Raw genomic sequence first — 16,537 nt, forward strand, 5'->3', positions numbered from 1 at the left:
ATTGATTCTATTTTCACGAGAGCGCTTCGGGTTGGGGCGCCTCTCCGGTTGATCTGAACCGGGTTTCGGGAAGGGGGATAAATTCCTGGTTGTCGTTGGGCGGCAGTATAATCCTGCCTTCCTTCCAGTCGGCCTTTGCCTGCTCTATACGCTCCCGCCGGGAGGAGACAAAGTTCCACCAGATAAACCGCTCACCCAGAGGCTCCCCGCCCAGCAGCATGAGAGTGCAGTCTTTGGTGGCCGTCAGTATTGGATTCTCCGTCCTGGAAAAGACCAGCATCTGTCCCATCGAGTATTCTCGGCCGGCAATCTCCAGCTCTCCCTTCGCGATATAGACACCCCGCTCGGAGTGCTCCCGTGGAAGATTCAACTTAGTGCCGGCATCCAGCTTTACATGTAGGTAAAACAGGGGGGAGTGCGTGCTGACATTGCTTTTCAGCCCGTAGGCATCCCCCGCGATAAGGCGTATCCAGACGCCCTTGTCGGAATAGGTGGTGAGCTGCTCGGGCTGGTAATTGGCAAAAGTGGGTTCGCATTCTTCGTCCCTCTCGGGCAGTGCTACCCAGGTCTGTACCATTTCCAAAGAGCTGTTCGCCAGCAGTTCGGGGTCTTCAAACCGCTCGGAATGGGATATGCCCTTGCCGGCAGTCATCCAGTTGACTTCCCCGGGCCGGATGGTTTGCAGGGAACCCAGGCTGTCGCGATGGGTTACCCGTCCGTCGAAAAGATAGGTGACGGTAGAAAGCCCGATATGAGGGTGGGGCAGTACATCCATTGCGGTTACTTCTGCCGGTTGCAGCGTAAGGGGACCGGCATGATCCATGAAAATAAAGGGACCTACCATGCGTCGCTCGCGGAAAGGAAGGATACGACGCACTTCAAGTGTGGCGCTTATGGCGGCGCGGCGGGCGTTGATGATTAGTTCTGGCATAATATTATTTTTTACTGAGTGAGTCGCTTTTTGATAGTGGCGGTTTCATACTTTCAATCAATCCGGTAAAATAACATTACAAAAAGCGGTTTAGTTTTTAACCTCCGTAAAAGTATAAAAAATATATTACGCAAGGGTAAATGTCTCCTTCCATGTTTGTAAACGAGTGAACAATATCGGAAAAACTATTGTTTATCTTATGGTTACATATTTTGGATTTGGAATGTAAATGGATTTGACAGTTGCAAACCCATAATAATTATCATTATGAGGCACATCATTTTAAACCTGTTTTTTATGTTGAGTATTGTATTGTTTGCAGCCGGATGTTCCGGTAGCGGGAGCGGAGAGAGAAGTGTTAGTGGAGAGAGTAGACCCGAAGCGGCCGGACCGGATATAATGCTATCGGGCAACTGTCCCCAGGTAGCGGTGTTATTGACCGAGGGATTTCAGGATGCCGAGGCCTATATGCCGATCGGTTATCTGGAGAACAAAGATATAGATATTACGGTGATAGGTCCCAAAACGGGGCGGGTGAAAGCCTATAACAGCGATTTTGAAATCGTGGTACAAAAAACAGTGGGTGAGGTGAGCATCGATGAATTTGACGCACTGATCCTGCCGGGAGGAAAAGCGCCTGCCGTGCTGAGGGAAGACCCGACAGTAGTGGCGTTTGCGAAAAATTTCTTCCATACAGGGAAGCCGGTGGCTGCTATCTGTCACGGCCCGCAGGTATTGGCTACTGCCGGGGTACTTCAGGAAGTGACCACGACCGGTGTGGGATCTATCCGGGAGGAACTGGAAGATGCCGGTGCGAATTACGTGGACGAGGCATTGGTAATAGATGGAAATCTGATCACTTCGAGGGTGCCGGACGATCTGCCGGTGTTCAGCAAGGCTATCGAGGAAGCGATCAAAAAGGCTCGCTGATCCGTCTTTTTCCACTCTCTGTTCGGCAGCGGATTTACTGCTCTCTTACTTTTATGCCGACGGCTTTCAGTTGTTGCCAGCCCGCTTTGTCGGTCAGCCGTATCATGAAGTGATAATCGCCGGTATCCACATCTTCCGGGATATAGATACTTTGTTCAGCTTCGTAAGAAACCACCCCTTGGGGAATAGGGAAACTTTCATTGTAGACAAACGGATTGACCGGTGTTTTCTTTTCATCCGGTTCACATTCCACATCATCCGTGCTGTGTGAATGATGATCAAAATTATTATGGATCTCGATATTATAATTTCCCAATTCCCCGTTATCGGTGAAAACCGCTTTAAAAGTAAAGCTCTCCCCTTTATATACTATATCGCAGGTTAAAGGAAAGGCCGATACCCCGCTCATATCGATCACCGGTTTCTCCATATCGTGATCGTCTTCCCGACCGCATGAAAGCAACAACCCAACAGCGGCCAGACAAAGTAAAGTTTTTCGGATCATATATTTTCTTTTAAAAGCCTATGGCCATCAATAAGATAACGGCCATAGGCAAAGTTTTTAATTAGTGATCATCGTCATGGTCATCTTCATCGGATTCCATGATTGTCAAATGCGATTCCGCTTCGCCTGTCTGTCCCTGCTGGTCTATCACGGACAGATGCAGGTGGTATTCGCCTTCCGGTGCTTCAGACGGTATTGCCAGGTGCTCATGGAATGTGGTGTTTTTTACTCCTACATATTGGGCATCGGTATATACCTTATTGAATGTGTAATCTCCGTCTTCCTGATGGACTTCTACTGCTATTTCCCGGATCAACCCGTCGGCGGTTATCTCCGCTTCAATATGGGCCTCCGATCCGGCATAAGCGATCTTGTCATTCGGGTTATCATGGCCCGACCCCAGTTCGGTAATCTTGACGGTTGGGGCTAAAGGCTTATCATCTTTATCACAGGAAGATAAAAATAGTACGCTAGCGCTGAGAAAGAGCATTGCTCCCCAAAATAATTTTCTTTTCATAATTTGTTTGATTTTAATGATTTATATAAATGATGATTGTTTTACGAGGGTATCTCACAATATGATCTTCCCCTCTTTTACCTGTACTCTTGTTTAAAAATATATCTAACTTTTTGCGGACTCATCCATCGTTATCGTGAATTAAAAAGTAAAGCCAAACATTACGGATATATTCCTGCCGGGTTCAGGGATACCGATCAACCGGTAGAAACCGGTATGGTCGTAATATCGCTTGTTTAGCAGGTTCTGTATCTGTAACCGCAATTTCATGGCGTTATTCCTTATTTGCCAGCTACGCCCCAGTGACAGGTTGAGTAGTTGGTAACCTTCCGTTTTTTCTTCCGGAGGAACAATCCTTTCCTGGGAGCCTGTTACCTTGTATTCCAACAGTATATCGCCGTCAGTTCCCAAAAAGCCGCGACCGGGGTGGTAACCGATACTGAAATTGGCAGACCAGGGAGGAGAGAAGGGAAGTGAATACCCCTTTTTATCTCCGGAAAGCTGTTCCGCGTATAAATATTCCGATTGCATTCCCAGGGTGAATTGCCGGGTTAGCTGTAATTGTATGTCCGTTTCAAAACCATAGCGGATCACCCTGGCCTGTGCATAGTGATACATTTGCAGTCCCTCGTAATATTCCGGAGTGGGATTCAGGTATATATAATTGGGGAAGTAGTTCAGGAAAGGCTCCCATTGGATTGTCATCATGCTGTTTTGCCAACTGATCCCCATGTCCATCTGATACGCCTCTTCTGCCTGCAGGTTGTAGTCCCCTCTTTCATAGCGGAATATATGATAATTCACACCGTCCGAGCCCAACTCTTTAGGGGTAGGTGCCCGGAAACTCTTGCCGATATTGGCTTTCAGCATCCACTCGCCTCGTTGGTAGTTTAATCCTGTTGACCATGTGAAACTGCCGAACTTTTTCCGCAGGTCGGCAGCCCGTTCCTTATGTACAAGATTACCGTGCTCATCCGGTGTCTCATACCAGTCCCGGTAACTATCGATGTGTATCTTCACCTTATCGGCACGTACACCCGTACTGAGGATCAAGTCATCTGAGATATGGTAGCGGCCATAGACAAACATTCCCACGCTTGTAGTGCGAAAATCAGGGATCACAAAACCCCATCCGCCCCTTTTGTTGTGTTGATGCTCCATCGAGAATCCGCCTTGTAAGCTGAGTCGATCTTTCACCGGCATTCTGAGAAGGGTGGTGGCGGTATAGGTATTTTTGTCGAATTTACGCTCCATCGGGTTAGGGGGAACAGGCATGTACCCATGCGATACGGGTTCGGATAATTCCTCCCGGAGATTCTTCTGGAATGCGATATTTCCCTCCCAGGTGACAGAGCCGATGCGCCATACCGAGTTATTGACCAGTTTGAAATGATTGACCGAATGATAGGGTAGGTCGATATCCCGGAAAGATCGGTCATAATTTATGTCAGACAGTCGAACCTCCAGGCCGTGCGCATCGGCAAAGAAGCCGCTCCGGGTATTGATATTCGAGATCAGCAGGTTCGACCGGAAATTCTTTCCCAGGAAGCCCAGTGTAACGCCGGCGTTCCGGTCTCTTCCCGCCGTGTTACGCAAACGTCTGTCCTTTAACCGGATGTAGTAAGAGTAGTATTGTATGCTGTCTGTCGGTACTTTATAATCTGCATAATCCATATAGGTGGCGTTCACTTTATAATACCACCTGTCTATCCGGCCGGCAACCTGTCCCGAGACTCCCATCGACTCGTTATTGCTCCTTCCGTACAGATTGATATTGCCTTCTGTCCTTTCCGTGGGAATGTAATTGTTACGCAGTTGGATCGCTCCGCCAATGGCATCCGATCCGTATAAAAGAGACCCCGGCCCTTTTACGATCTCCACTTCATCGACCGAGAACTGGTCTATTTCCAGGCCGTGATCCTCGCCCCATTGCTGCCCTTCATGTTTTATCCCGTTTTCCGTCACGATCATCCTGTTAAATCCCAGACCCCTGATAGCAGGCTTGGATTGACCGGAGCCTATGGTCATAGCCCTTACCCCGGGAATTTTTTCTAAGCTTTGCATCAGGCTCCCGGAAAAGTTCTCTTCTATATAGGATTTGTCGACCCGGACAATATTCTGTGCCGACTTCATCTGGATATTCCTCTTGCGATCTCCCCTTACGATCACCTCTTCCAACTCTATCGGCGTTTTCTCCTCATCCGGTATATTCACGCCGATCGTATCGGGTGGCTGTGGAAACTGGGACGGCTGGAGTGTCGTGGGTGTCGTGGGTGTTTGAACTGATTGAGCCCGTAAATTACCCCATAAAAAAAGAAGGACTATGGAATATACCAATTTTATCTGCATCTGTCTGTTGTAAGAAATCCCGATGGCCAGCCGTGGACAGTCATCGGAAAAAGTGAAATACTTTGCAAATATACAAAATATTCAATTGCAACAATGATGCAGTATAAAAAAATTATTTTTGCGGAATTGGAGGAGATGAAATAACCTGTGGAGTAAGGATGGAAGGAGTATTAGGGTAAGCGCGCCAGTGGCTCAACGAAAAAGAAAGAGTGATTTTGTTACAAAAAAAGGTGAAAGATGCGGATTATTGATAAAATAGCTGTACATTCGTAACATAATATCATTTGAAGTGTTGTTGCATTATGACAGTAGAAGAAATTTTACATGCCCACGATCTGAAAAATACCGGCTGCAGGAAATATATCCTTGGTGAGCTGCTGAAAAACGAAGCGGCGATGTCGGAGAATGAGTTGAAAGAGTTTTACCCTGATCTTTTCGACCGGGTTACACTATACCGAACCTTGAAGACGTTGGAAGACCGGGGCATTATCCATCGGATCGTGCTGAATGACAATACGGTAAAATATGCGCTGAACAGGCATCACCATGATGACAAAGTGCATTCCCATTTCCATTGTGAGAAATGCGACGAGGTATTGTGTTTAGATGGCACCACGCAGTTTGATGCGGAGTTACCGAAAGGTTTTGTTATCAAGGATGTGTTTGTCGTTGTAGAGGGCCTCTGCGCTGATTGTGTGCATATTTCCTGAAACCGGTCGTAGTGAAGTGAGACACTTTTACCTCATTCTGGTGATACCGTGAAATGGCGGGGACGATGTGAAAAACAAAGAGACGCAGGGTGATCACGCGCCTCTCTGATTCCTTTAATGAAAACTGTTACCGGTTCTTTTTCATCTATTTTTTCGGAGTATTTGTCATATAAAATACCAATGTACTCCCGTTTATGATATCTTCGTAGGTGATGAATTTCTTGTCATAGGGCTGTCCGTTCAGTTCTATCTTCTCTACATACATATTTTCTGCCGAAAGATTTTTCGCCTCCATGGTGAAGTGTTTCCCGTTGCCCACATTGATGCTGGCTTTGGGGATCTGCGGGGCGCCGATGACTAGTTCTCCGCTCACCGGATTCATGGGGTAGAAGCCTATTGCGGAGAACATATACCATGCCGACATCTGTCCGCAGTCGTCGTTACCGATCAATCCGTCCGGTTTGTTCCGGTAGAAATCGGTGGTGATCCGGCGTATCAGCCGCTGCGTATCTTCCGGCCTGTCGAGATAGGAATAGATGTAGGCCACGTGGTGGCTCGGTTCATTGCCGTGTGCGTACTGACCGATAAGGCCGGTCACGTCGGAGAGTTGACCGGTGGTTTCCTGCGTGGTGTTGAAGAGATAGTCGAGTGCCTTTCCCGCGGCCTCTTTTCCGCCCATCAGTTCAATGAGTCCTGGGATATCCTGCATCACGTGCCACGTATATTGCAGAGCATTGCCTTCCGTATAATGGCCCCCGATCTGAGAATCGGCATGCGCCAGTTCATAAGGATCGAAAGGGGAGAGCCATTCGCCTTTGGAATCTTTGGGACGCATGGCGTTGGTCTCCTTGTCGAACAGGTTCCTGTAATAGCCGGCCCGTTTCATAAAAAATTCATAATCTTCTGTTTTCCCTAATTTTTTTGCCATCTGTGCGGCGGCATAGTCGCTGAATCCGCATTCAAGTGTGCGGGAAACCGACTCCACCTTGATCAGGTCGTAGGGATAGTAACCGTATTGATCGTAGATATCCCAATTGGATTTGTAGTGCTTGCTTTCGGTGATCGATCTTTTGATCTCCCGGTAGGCCCTCTCCGCATCGAACCCATCGAATCCTTTCAGGTAAGCATCCACGATCATGGAGACGGAGTGGTTGCTGATCATGGTATAAGTCTCCTGTCCCATCAGCGCCCAGATGGGGAGATGCCCCTTTTGCCCGCTGTAGTCGACCATGGAATTCACCAGGTCGGAGACGATCTCCGGACTGAGGATGGTGTACATGGGGAAAGCGGCGCGGAAGGTGTCCCACTGTGAGAGGGTGGAGTAGAACTTTCCGGTGGGCGACTGTGTGATCTCGCGGTTGGGCCCTACATAACGCCCATCGACATCGGCGATGTTGTTGGGCTGTATATAGAGGTGGTAAAGCGACGTGTAGAAATTGACCTTGTCATCTTCCGTCCCCTCTATCTCCACTCGTGAAAGATAGCTGTTCCAAGCCTTTTTGGCGTCGCGGTGCACCTCGTCGAAATCCCATCCGTCCCCTTCGGCGGCGAGGTTTTTCTTTGCTCCCTCAACGCTTGTGGTGGACATGGCGATCTTCATTTGCAGGGTAGGATCGTTCTGCATGTCGAAGGTAAAGATATATCGGGGTGCTTTCTCCCGTGGATCCCGCGGTTCGAGCTGTTCCGAAGAAAGGATCGGTTTGTCGAACTCGATAGCGAAATAGTAAGTGCGTTCTACCCATTCGGTGCGGCGGGTATAGCCGGTAATAAGGCGGTCGCTTTCGATGTTGACCTTATTGTCGAGCACATGGGTGAAGAGCCGGTCTTGCTGCCATACCAGCCCGCTCTGGAAGTCGGCCAGCATATTCGCCGGTTTGCCCTCGGCAAAGGTGTAACGGTGAAACGCCACATGCGGGGTGGTGGTAATCTCTACGTTTACCTCATTATCAGCCAGTTCTACCGCATAGTAGCCGGGAGAGGCTTTCTCCGTAGCCTTGTCGAAGCTACTGCTCAAATCGTCGCGTTTCCTGCCGGAGAAAGGCTGCATCAGCAGATCGCCCAGATCGACGCATCCCGTACCGTTCAGCCTGTTCTGTGAAAAGCCGTTGATACGCTCATCATCGTAGAAATAGCCGGAACAGTATTCCCATGAGAAATTGCCTGTCTCCGGTCCCGGCTGCATCATCCCCAGGGGGTATGTGGCGCCCGGAAAAGTATGTCCCGTGAACGCCGTTCCGATAAAGGGGTTTACATATTGGGTAAAGTCCTTCTCACGGTCGTTTTCCGGTGTTTGTGTACAGGAAACGACCGGAAGTGCAAGTAAAGCAAATAGAATTGGTTTTATTTGCTGTAAGATATTTGTCATTTGTTTATTTATTGTTCGCATACGATTTTATTATTTCGGATTTGACTACGTCGATTCTTAATTCAGGATTTCGAATTTCAGGATTTCGAATTTCAAAATTTCAAGATTTAGCTACGCTGATTTTGGCTCCGCCGAACGTTGTTTCAATTCAGATTTCATCATCAAATCATTGAATCATCAAATCATCAAATCAATTAAATCTCATTACCCCATTATTCACATTGGCACATTATTCAATCCTCCCTCTTTGCCCGTCTGGTCTCCCAGACAAAGTAGGCGATCAGTCCGATGAAGGCAAAGAGCGCCACGATCTGCGCTCCTGTGCCGTGGGGATCACTCCATAGGTTGAAGTTAAGCGCGTTGCCGTCTCCCGTTATAAATATGATCAGTGCACCCAGTACGCCGAAGAGCGCTGCACCTGCGATAAATCCGGAAGAGATGAGGATAGCGCGCTGATGGCGTGCATTTATCAACTGCTTATCAGCGCCTTTTTTGTTAATCCAATGGTTGAGCAATCCACCCACGATAAGCGGAGTATTCAACTGGAGCGGGATAAACATACCGAGAGCGAATGCCAGGGGTGACACACCGAGCCAGTTCACAAGGATAGCGATCACTGCGCCGATACCCAGCAGCATCCAACTGACGCCGCTTCCTGCCATCAACGGTTCTATGATGGCAGCCATGGCGTTGGCCTGTGGGGCCACCATTGGATTGGGATGTTCAGGCGTAGCCACGAAGCCGTATGCCTCGTTCAGGATAAAGATCACCGCACCGACGGTAGCAGCCGAAACCAGCGTTCCGAGGAACTTGTAGGATTCCTGCTTTGCGGGGGTAGTACCAATCCAGTAACCGATCTTCAGGTCAGTGACAAAACCACCCGCCATGGAGAGCGCAGTGCAGACGATACCACCGATGATCAATCCGCTTACCATTCCCCGCCAGCCTTCCAGCCCCACGGCAACAAGGATCACCGACGAGAGGATCAGTGTCATCAGCGTCATTCCCGATACGGGGTTGGTACCCACAATAGCAATGGCGTTGGCGGCGACGGTGGTGAAAAGGAACGATATTATGGTGATGGTGAGCAGGGCTACAATAGCCTGTATAAGCGTAATCTCCACACCGATGATCAGGAAGATAAAGACAGCGATGAGCGTGAGGAACAGGAACAGCATCACGAATGACATCTTCAGGTCGCGGCTCGTACGCTTTACGTCCGTCTCCACGGTGCCCGTAGCCACCTTTTTACCGACGGCCAGCTTAAAGGCGCTGCCGATCACGCCGGAAGATTTAATAATCCCTATGATACCCGCCATGGCGATGGCGCCGATACCTATCGGGCGTACATATTCTGCGAAGAGCGCTTCGGCCGACATCGCCGCAAACGGGTTCACACCCCCGCCCGCGGCTGCGGCTAACGCACCGATCTCATTCACCAACGGGATCAGTACCAGCCAGGAGAGTAACGAACCTACCGTGATGATCAGGGCATATCGCAATCCCACCAGGTAGCCGAAACTGAAGATCAGGGCGCTCACATTGAATTTGAGCACCATCTTGAATCGCTCGGCCATCAGGGCGCCGGCAGGAATGATGCGTGTGGTGATCTCTTCGCTCCAGAGGCGGAAAGCAGAGAAACAGAAATCGAATAACCCTCCGATGAGTCCACTGGTGATCAGCAATTTTGCTTTGTTGCCACCCTTTTCTCCGGTCATCAGGATCTCGGTAGTGGCTGTGGCTTCGGGAAAAGGCAATTTTCCGTGCATATCTTTCACGAAATATTTACGGAAGGGGATAAGGAAGAGGATTCCCAGGAATCCCCCCAATAGTGACGAAAAGAAGATCTGCCAGAAGTTGATCTGAATTTCGGGGTATCTGGCCTGCAGGATATAGAGTCCCGGAATGGTGAAGACCGCTCCTGCGACAATCACTCCCGAGGAGGCGCCGATGGACTGGATAATGACATTCTGCCCCAGCGCGTTCTTCTTGCGGAAGGCAGCCGATGCGCCCACGGCTATGATGGAGATAGGGATGGCCGCTTCGAAGACCTGACCGATCTTCAGGCCGGAATAGGCTGCCGCTGCCGAAAAGATGACCGCCATAAGCAATCCCATTCCTACCGACCAGGAGGTCACTTCCCTTACCGGCTTATCGGGTGGAAGTACCGGTTTGTATTCTTCTGCCGGCTGTAATTCCCGGTATGCATTCTCGGGCAATTCCGTAATTTTCTTTTCTTCTAATTCCATATATTTGATCTATTAATGTGCCAATGAGACTAATGTGCCAATGTGCCAATGTGAATAATATGACGAATGTGACGATGGGACTTATAAGAATAATTGATTTGATGATTCAATGATTCGATGATGAAATCCTGAATTGAAACAACGTTCGGCGGAGCCAAAATCGACGTAGTCAAATCTTGAAATCCTGATTCCCACCTCCTACATCCTACATCCCCACATCCTAATTTCCCGTTCCCGAAATTTTTGCCGAAAATACAAAAAAATATGTAAAAGGAGACCCTATTTTCGTAACTTTGTCGTAAATTGAAATAGAATCATGAGTGGAAAGTGTGTAGGCGATTAGGTTGATTTCATGATTTGACGATTTAATTTTGAAATCCTGGTTCCCAGATCCAACATCTTAAATCCCAAATCCCAAATCCCAAATCCAACATCCTAAATCCAACATCCCATATTTTAAAATGAATTATATTTGTATTTCTAAAACTTTAAGACAAGAGAGATGAGAAAACTTCTTTTTACCGCCATGACGGCGATATGTGTTGTGACGGCATCGGCACAGCACTATACACTGGAAGATCTGTTGAGTGACGAATTTGCGCCCCGCAGCATAACGGCGATGGTGTCGTCGGAAGACGGGACGCATTTTTACCAGGCCGATCCGCAACAGACGGCGGTGATCAAATATTCCTATTCCACTGGCGAGGCGGTGGATACCCTGTTCAATACGCGTACGGCCCGGAACTGTTCCTTCGACAATTTTCAGGGGTTTCTGGTGAGTTCCGATGAGAACCGGGTGCTGATCTACAGGGACCGGGAACAGGTATACCGCCATTCGTTCCGCGCCAACTACTACTACCACGATGTGCGGCGCAATATGGTGAGGAAGCTTTCGGAGCATCTGTCGAAACAGATGATTCCCACTTTCTCTCCCGACGGGAAGATGGTAGCCTACGTGATAGAGAATAATATCTGGCTGACAAAGTTCGACTTTGATACGGAATCGCAGGTGACAAAAGACGGGGAGCTGAATAAAGTGATTAACGGGGCGACCGACTGGGTATACGAAGAGGAATTCGGGGTGACCCGGTTGTTGGAATTTTCGCCCGATAACCGGTTGCTGGCTTTTGTACGGACGGACGAGTCGGCCGTGAAGGAGTTCTCTTTCCAGACTTTTAATAAGCAGTTGTATCCTGATTTTTACCGCTTTAAGTATCCCAAGGCGGGAGAGGCCAATTCCACGGTAGAATGCCGTGTATTCGATATCGAATCGCGTACCATACGTGCCCTGGATGTGCCGTTGGATGCAGGTGGGTATATACCCCGTATCAAATTCACACACGACCCGGATCAACTGGCGGTGATGACACTCAACAGGGATCAGAACCGGTTCGACATGTATTTTGCGAGTCCCCGTTCCATGGTGTCGAAACTGGTGTTGAGAGAAGAGAGCAAGTATTATATCGATTCGGATTGGCTCAACTCGGTCCATTTTTTAAAAGACCGGTTTACCTACATATCGGAGAAGGACGGCTACAGCCACATTTATATCTACGGCCTTTCGGGGACGATGCAGAAACAGCTCACCACCGGCAACTACGACGTGATCTCGCTGCTGGGTGTGGATGAGCCAACGGAAACGGTCTTTTATGAAGCAGCCGATGAATCGCCCATAAGACGCAATATCTATAAGGTGAACATCAATAAAGGGCAACCGCAGAAATTGTCGCAGCAACCGGGATATAACAGCGCCTCTTTCAGCCGTCAGGGTAAATTTTTCGTGAACCGGTGGTCGGATGCGGATACCCCTACGGTGATCACTTTGCATGATGGAAACGGAAAACAATTGCGGGTGCTGGAAGATAACCAGTCCGTCCGCGCGAAAGCAGCCTCTGCCCAATTTCCCCGGAGGGAGTATATTACCGTGCCCGCTGCCGACGGCATTACCCGTCTGAACGGATGGATACTGAAACCCCACAATTTTGATCCTACCCGAAAATATCCGGTAGTAATGATCCAGTACAGCGGTCCCAACTCGCAACAGGTGCTGGACCGATATAAGGCCGACTGGTATTATGCGCTGCTGAATGAAGGCATTGTGGTGGCGTGTGTGGATGGTCGGGGGACAGGTGCGCGGGGAGAGGAGTTCCGCAAGAGCACCTACCTGAACCTGGGTATCAAAGAATCGGACGATCAGATTGCCGCTGCCCGCTATCTGGCCTCGCTACCCTATATTGATAAGAACGGTATCGGTATCTGGGGATGGAGTTACGGGGGATATAACGTGCTCATGAGTATGAGCCGGGGAAACGGCATCTTTAAAGCGGGAGTAGCCATTGCGCCCGTGACGGACTGGCGTTTTTACGACACGGTCTACACGGAACGTTTTATGCGTACTCCACAGCAGAACAGCGAAGGTTATGAAAAAGGATCAGCCATCGCCCTTGCCGGCCGGTTGGAGGGTAACCTGCTGCTGATACATGGTATGGCTGATGACAATGTGCATTTCCAGAATTCCGTAGAATACACCCGGGCGCTGGTCGAAGCCGGTAAACATTTTGATATGTTCTTTTTCCCCGATAAAGATCACTTTATTGCGGGAGAAAATGCAAAAAGATATCTCTATGGGAAGGTGATCGATCATTTCAAACGTAATCTGAAGTGATCTCCTGTTCCCGCTATATTTATTTTTAAGGGTCCGTTGCCGAATGGTTTTCACTATTCGGCAATGTTTTTTATGTCTAAACAAAAAAGCCGCTTTGTTGTTATTAGTTGGATGCGTTTCGAGGGAGAGGGTGTGTGATAGAAGTTATTTATCAAAGAGTTTTTCGGTTAGATTTTATCTTTTGCCGGGTGCACAAACGTACACAAAACGTACAGAAGGTAATTCGGGGTATGGTTCAATAAATTTAGTCGTTTTCAATTTTATTGCCCTATTTCTACACTCGGCAAAACCAAAGCAAGCTTTGTTTCTGCTCTCATTTAACGAAATAGTTCTCGCGATGGCATAATGCAGATAAGTTTGCTTTCTGCTCATTTAGCTTAACGGAAACAGTCACTTTTCTAACATGCAAAGAATATTCAGGAATCCCGCATTCGGGCTTATGTCGATATTTATTTTCTCAATCCTGGTACTGTATACGGACTCCCGTATCGCCACAGGGATTGCGTTGGCGTTGTCTGTGGCGGGATATATCGCAGTGAAGAAATATAGTCGGCTCATCTATGATATTTCCATCGTCACGTTTGCTGTCTCTTTGTTGTTTTCTTTTACCGTCTTCTCACGACTGCCGGCATTTAACCGGTTTGCAATCGTGGAGATTATCTTTGTGCTGTCTCTTATCATTATGCGGCTTTCGAGAGGGAAGATCGTTACCCGGGTGGCCAAGGGGCGCAACCTGATGTTGAAAAACTATCTGAAAGAATCGTTCCGCGTGGCTTTTCAAACGCAGTACGGATTATCGATCCACCTTCTGCTCGTACTGGCGTTTTATCTCTTTAATGCCGCTGAATTTCGCTTTGTGAATAGTGTGTCTATGGTGGTCATGTGCCAGATTATACTGCTGGTCATTATGATTATGGAAACCGCCCGGCTATACATCCTGGATAAAAAACTGTACCGCGAAGAGTGGCTGCCGGTAGTAACAGAGAGCGGAGACGTAACCGGCAAGGTGGCGAAATCGATCACGAAAGACCTGAAGAATAAATTCATGCATCCGGTGGTGCGTGTGGCATTGATCTATAAAGGAAGGATCTACCTGCAGGCGAGGGATCAGGACCGGCTGTTGAATCCCGGAAAACTGGATTATCCGTTTGAAAAGTATATGCAGTTTAATGACAAAGTGGATGAAACCCTGCGGAACAGTATCAGAAAAGAGTGTGGTGGCAACGATATCCCCCTGCGCTTTTTGTTGAAATATACTTTCGAGAATGAAATTACCAAACGCCTGATTTTTCTCTATGTGTCCGCTATCGAAGATGAAAAGACTTTTAACAGTCTTCATTTACAAGGGGGGAAATTATGGACTGCTTCCCAGATTGAAGATAACATGGGTACTGAAATTTTCTCTGAATGTTTCGAACTGGAATATGAATATCTGAAAAACACGGTTTTGCTGGCCCATCAATTTCTGAATAACAACAGGCAGTTGTAATTTTTCCTGAATCTTTTGTAACTTTTTGCCTGCTCACCCGTCATTATACAATGAACATTGATTCTTTCCATACCGTCATCCTCCCGCTGAAGGATAAGCTCTTCAGGCTTGCATACAGTATTGTAAGGGAACAGGCCGAAGCCGAAGATATCTTGCAGGACGTATTGCTGAAACTCTGGAGCAAACGGGATGAATGGAGTTACATAGAGAATCTGGAAGCCTATTGTTTCAGGATCACCAAAAATACGGCGCTCGACAGGCTGGCTTCCATGACTGTCAGAAAAACGACAGTGATCGATCCGGAAAAAGAGAATTTGTTTTTCGTTGAGAATCGCTCCCCTTACACCGAGATGGTGAGAAAAGAACAACGTTCCGCCATAGATCAGTGCGTCGATGCGCTTTCGGAAAATCAACGGTTCGTTTTTACTCTCCGGGAAATCGAAGGAATGAGTTACCGGGAGATAGCGGAAGCGCTCGCCATCAGCGAGGATATGGTAAAAATAAGCCTTCACAGGGCAAGAAAGAAAATGAAAGAAATGTTATCGGTATATCACAAAGATGAACAGTGAACGGATACATAGTTTATTAGAAAAATACTGGAACTGCGAAACTTCGGTACAGGAAGAGAAAGAACTGCAGGATTTTTTCCTGGGTAGCGATGTGGCCGAGGAACTCCGGCATTATATCCCTCTCTTTTCTTATATCAGGGATGAGCAGACGGTCACACTGAGCGAGGGATTCGACGAAAGGTTGCAGAACGCCCTGCAAGCGGAAGGGAAGGAACAGTATATAACTATCCGTATTTTTGCGCCGCTGTTGCGCATTGCGGTCTCCGTTCTGCTTATAATAGGGTTGGGGGTAAGTTTCTATTTTATCTCAAAACAGGATAACAGGCCACACTTTGTAGAAACATTCGAAGATCCCGATGCAGCTATGCAACAGGCGGCTTTCGCCCTGGAAAAATTATCGCATGCATTACAGAAAAGCGAAACAGCGTCGGTTGAGACCATTCATCTTATAGATGAACTGGATATTGACTGGGCGGCTATTGACTCATTGAACAAAATCGATCCGGATAGTCTGAAAAAAGAAAGGTAAATTATATATGAGAATAATAATAGTGATGTTGTTTTCCGTCCTCTTGCCGGCCACCCTGTCCGCCGATAATTTTGTATCGGTATTTATGGATAGATGTGTCGAAGAGGAGCGCGCGCTCAACAATGTGAATATCGGTAAAACAATGCTCGACAAGATGGCGGCAAATACCGACGATGAGGAGTTGAAGACTGCATTCAAAGAACTGAACAGCATTCGCATAGTAAGCACCGACAATGTGGAGGATTCTAAATATTACTTTAAAAAAGCAAATGAACTGATCAAAGAATCGTTCGGCGATTACGAAGAGGCCGTCTCGGTGAACGAAATGGATTCGAAGATTTCTGTCTGGATAAAGAGGCAGCATGAAGAGAAGCAAGATCTTATTCTTATCTCTCTGGATGGTGACGGCAAGCTGACCATCATCACCGTTTCGGGGAAAATAGACTTCAATTCCCTCTCCAAATTGTCGGGATCGTTGCGGAACGGACAGCAACTCCCCTGACAGCGATTGCGCCGGGCAACGGTCCGGCCAGCGGGTGGGAGCGATATTCAAAGAACTATATTTCGGATTTTAAACATACATTAATGGTCTTTTTAAAATAACTTTTTTCTTTTTTATATTTAAACGATGAACAGGCAGCCGAGCGTGAGTTTAGCTGCCTGTTGCTATGAAAGCAGAGGCTCTTTATTTTTGCCTGCGGCCAATAGGAGATGTAGCAAAAAAACAAT

13 protein-coding genes are annotated in these 16,537 nt (G+C 47.8%); 7 read left to right on the forward strand and 6 right to left on the reverse strand.

Features of this window, described 5'->3' with window-relative positions:
• Positions 1-13: 13 nt before the first annotated feature.
• Positions 14-931, reverse strand: a complete 918-nt coding sequence (locus Q0502_RS08240) for a pirin family protein (protein ID WP_298649495.1) — start codon at positions 929-931, stop codon at positions 14-16.
• Between the two features lie 297 nt (positions 932-1,228).
• On the opposite strand from Q0502_RS08240, the gene Q0502_RS08245 reads away from it, so the two are divergent.
• On the forward strand, positions 1,229-1,861 hold the full coding sequence (locus Q0502_RS08245) for a type 1 glutamine amidotransferase domain-containing protein (RefSeq protein ID WP_298649497.1): 633 nt from the start codon (positions 1,229-1,231) through the stop codon (positions 1,859-1,861).
• A 34-nt stretch (positions 1,862-1,895) separates the two neighbouring features.
• On the opposite strand, the gene Q0502_RS08250 is transcribed toward Q0502_RS08245, so the two are convergent.
• The 3 genes from Q0502_RS08250 to Q0502_RS08260 form a co-directional block, all read right to left on the reverse strand.
• Positions 1,896-2,366, reverse strand: coding sequence for a DUF4625 domain-containing protein (locus tag Q0502_RS08250; RefSeq protein ID WP_298649498.1), 471 nt, complete (start codon positions 2,364-2,366; stop codon positions 1,896-1,898).
• A 61-nt stretch (positions 2,367-2,427) separates the two neighbouring features.
• Positions 2,428-2,883: a DUF4625 domain-containing protein gene (locus Q0502_RS08255; protein WP_298649500.1), complete on the reverse strand. Its 456-nt coding sequence runs from the start codon at positions 2,881-2,883 to the stop codon at positions 2,428-2,430.
• A gap of 141 nt (positions 2,884-3,024) precedes the next feature.
• Entirely contained in the window at positions 3,025-5,232 is a 2,208-nt protein-coding gene (locus Q0502_RS08260; RefSeq protein WP_298649501.1) for a TonB-dependent receptor, read from the reverse strand.
• A 302-nt stretch (positions 5,233-5,534) separates the two neighbouring features.
• On the opposite strand from Q0502_RS08260, the gene Q0502_RS08265 reads away from it, so the two are divergent.
• The gene (locus Q0502_RS08265; RefSeq protein ID WP_298649503.1) at positions 5,535-5,942 is read left to right on the forward strand and encodes a transcriptional repressor; all 408 of its coding nucleotides are present in this window, start codon (positions 5,535-5,537) and stop codon (positions 5,940-5,942) included.
• Between the two features lie 145 nt (positions 5,943-6,087).
• On the opposite strand, the gene Q0502_RS08270 is transcribed toward Q0502_RS08265, so the two are convergent.
• Both Q0502_RS08270 and Q0502_RS08275 read right to left on the reverse strand, forming a co-directional pair.
• Entirely contained in the window at positions 6,088-8,328 is a 2,241-nt protein-coding gene (locus Q0502_RS08270) for a GH92 family glycosyl hydrolase (protein ID WP_298649505.1), read from the reverse strand.
• 212 nt (positions 8,329-8,540) lie between these two features.
• Positions 8,541-10,556 carry an oligopeptide transporter, OPT family gene (locus Q0502_RS08275; protein WP_298649508.1) on the reverse strand — a complete coding sequence of 672 codons (2,016 nt, stop codon included), beginning with the start codon at positions 10,554-10,556 and terminating at the stop codon, positions 8,541-8,543.
• A gap of 502 nt (positions 10,557-11,058) precedes the next feature.
• On the opposite strand from Q0502_RS08275, the gene Q0502_RS08280 reads away from it, so the two are divergent.
• The 5 genes from Q0502_RS08280 (at position 11,059) to Q0502_RS08300 (ending at position 16,310) form a co-directional block, all read left to right on the forward strand.
• Positions 11,059-13,221: a S9 family peptidase gene (locus Q0502_RS08280; RefSeq protein WP_298649511.1), complete on the forward strand. Its 2,163-nt coding sequence runs from the start codon at positions 11,059-11,061 to the stop codon at positions 13,219-13,221.
• A 403-nt stretch (positions 13,222-13,624) separates the two neighbouring features.
• Entirely contained in the window at positions 13,625-14,710 is a 1,086-nt protein-coding gene (locus Q0502_RS08285) for a hypothetical protein (protein WP_298649514.1), read from the forward strand.
• A 50-nt stretch (positions 14,711-14,760) separates the two neighbouring features.
• Entirely contained in the window at positions 14,761-15,279 is a 519-nt protein-coding gene (locus Q0502_RS08290) for an RNA polymerase sigma factor (protein ID WP_298649516.1), read from the forward strand.
• Positions 15,269-15,808: a hypothetical protein gene (locus Q0502_RS08295; RefSeq protein ID WP_298649518.1), complete on the forward strand. Its 540-nt coding sequence runs from the start codon at positions 15,269-15,271 to the stop codon at positions 15,806-15,808. Before Q0502_RS08290 ends, Q0502_RS08295 begins: the two co-directional genes overlap by 11 nt.
• Before the next feature lie 7 nt (positions 15,809-15,815).
• Entirely contained in the window at positions 15,816-16,310 is a 495-nt protein-coding gene (locus Q0502_RS08300; protein ID WP_298649520.1) for a DUF4252 domain-containing protein, read from the forward strand.
• The last annotated feature ends 227 nt before the right edge of the window (positions 16,311-16,537 follow it).

The sequence above is a fragment of the uncultured Proteiniphilum sp. genome (assembly GCF_937873925.1).
Classification (GTDB): Bacteria; Bacteroidota; Bacteroidia; order Bacteroidales; family Dysgonomonadaceae; genus Proteiniphilum.

Bases quoted from the DNA above. Each gene is read 5' to 3' on its own strand.
- Q0502_RS08240 (WP_298649495.1), bottom strand. From the start codon at position 931: ATGCCAGAACTAATCATCAACGCCCGCCGCGCCGCCATAAGCGCCACA.
- Q0502_RS08245 (WP_298649497.1), top strand. From the start codon at position 1,229: ATGTTGAGTATTGTATTGTTTGCAGCCGGATGTTCCGGTAGCGGGAGC.
- Q0502_RS08250 (WP_298649498.1), bottom strand. From the start codon at position 2,366: ATGATCCGAAAAACTTTACTTTGTCTGGCCGCTGTTGGGTTGTTGCTT.
- Q0502_RS08255 (WP_298649500.1), bottom strand. From the start codon at position 2,883: ATGAAAAGAAAATTATTTTGGGGAGCAATGCTCTTTCTCAGCGCTAGC.
- Q0502_RS08260 (WP_298649501.1), bottom strand. From the start codon at position 5,232: ATGCAGATAAAATTGGTATATTCCATAGTCCTTCTTTTTTTATGGGGT.
- Q0502_RS08265 (WP_298649503.1), top strand. From the start codon at position 5,535: ATGACAGTAGAAGAAATTTTACATGCCCACGATCTGAAAAATACCGGC.
- Q0502_RS08270 (WP_298649505.1), bottom strand. From the start codon at position 8,328: ATGCGAACAATAAATAAACAAATGACAAATATCTTACAGCAAATAAAA.
- Q0502_RS08275 (WP_298649508.1), bottom strand. From the start codon at position 10,556: ATGGAATTAGAAGAAAAGAAAATTACGGAATTGCCCGAGAATGCATAC.
- Q0502_RS08280 (WP_298649511.1), top strand. From the start codon at position 11,059: ATGAGAAAACTTCTTTTTACCGCCATGACGGCGATATGTGTTGTGACG.
- Q0502_RS08285 (WP_298649514.1), top strand. From the start codon at position 13,625: ATGCAAAGAATATTCAGGAATCCCGCATTCGGGCTTATGTCGATATTT.
- Q0502_RS08290 (WP_298649516.1), top strand. From the start codon at position 14,761: ATGAACATTGATTCTTTCCATACCGTCATCCTCCCGCTGAAGGATAAG.
- Q0502_RS08295 (WP_298649518.1), top strand. From the start codon at position 15,269: ATGAACAGTGAACGGATACATAGTTTATTAGAAAAATACTGGAACTGC.
- Q0502_RS08300 (WP_298649520.1), top strand. From the start codon at position 15,816: ATGAGAATAATAATAGTGATGTTGTTTTCCGTCCTCTTGCCGGCCACC.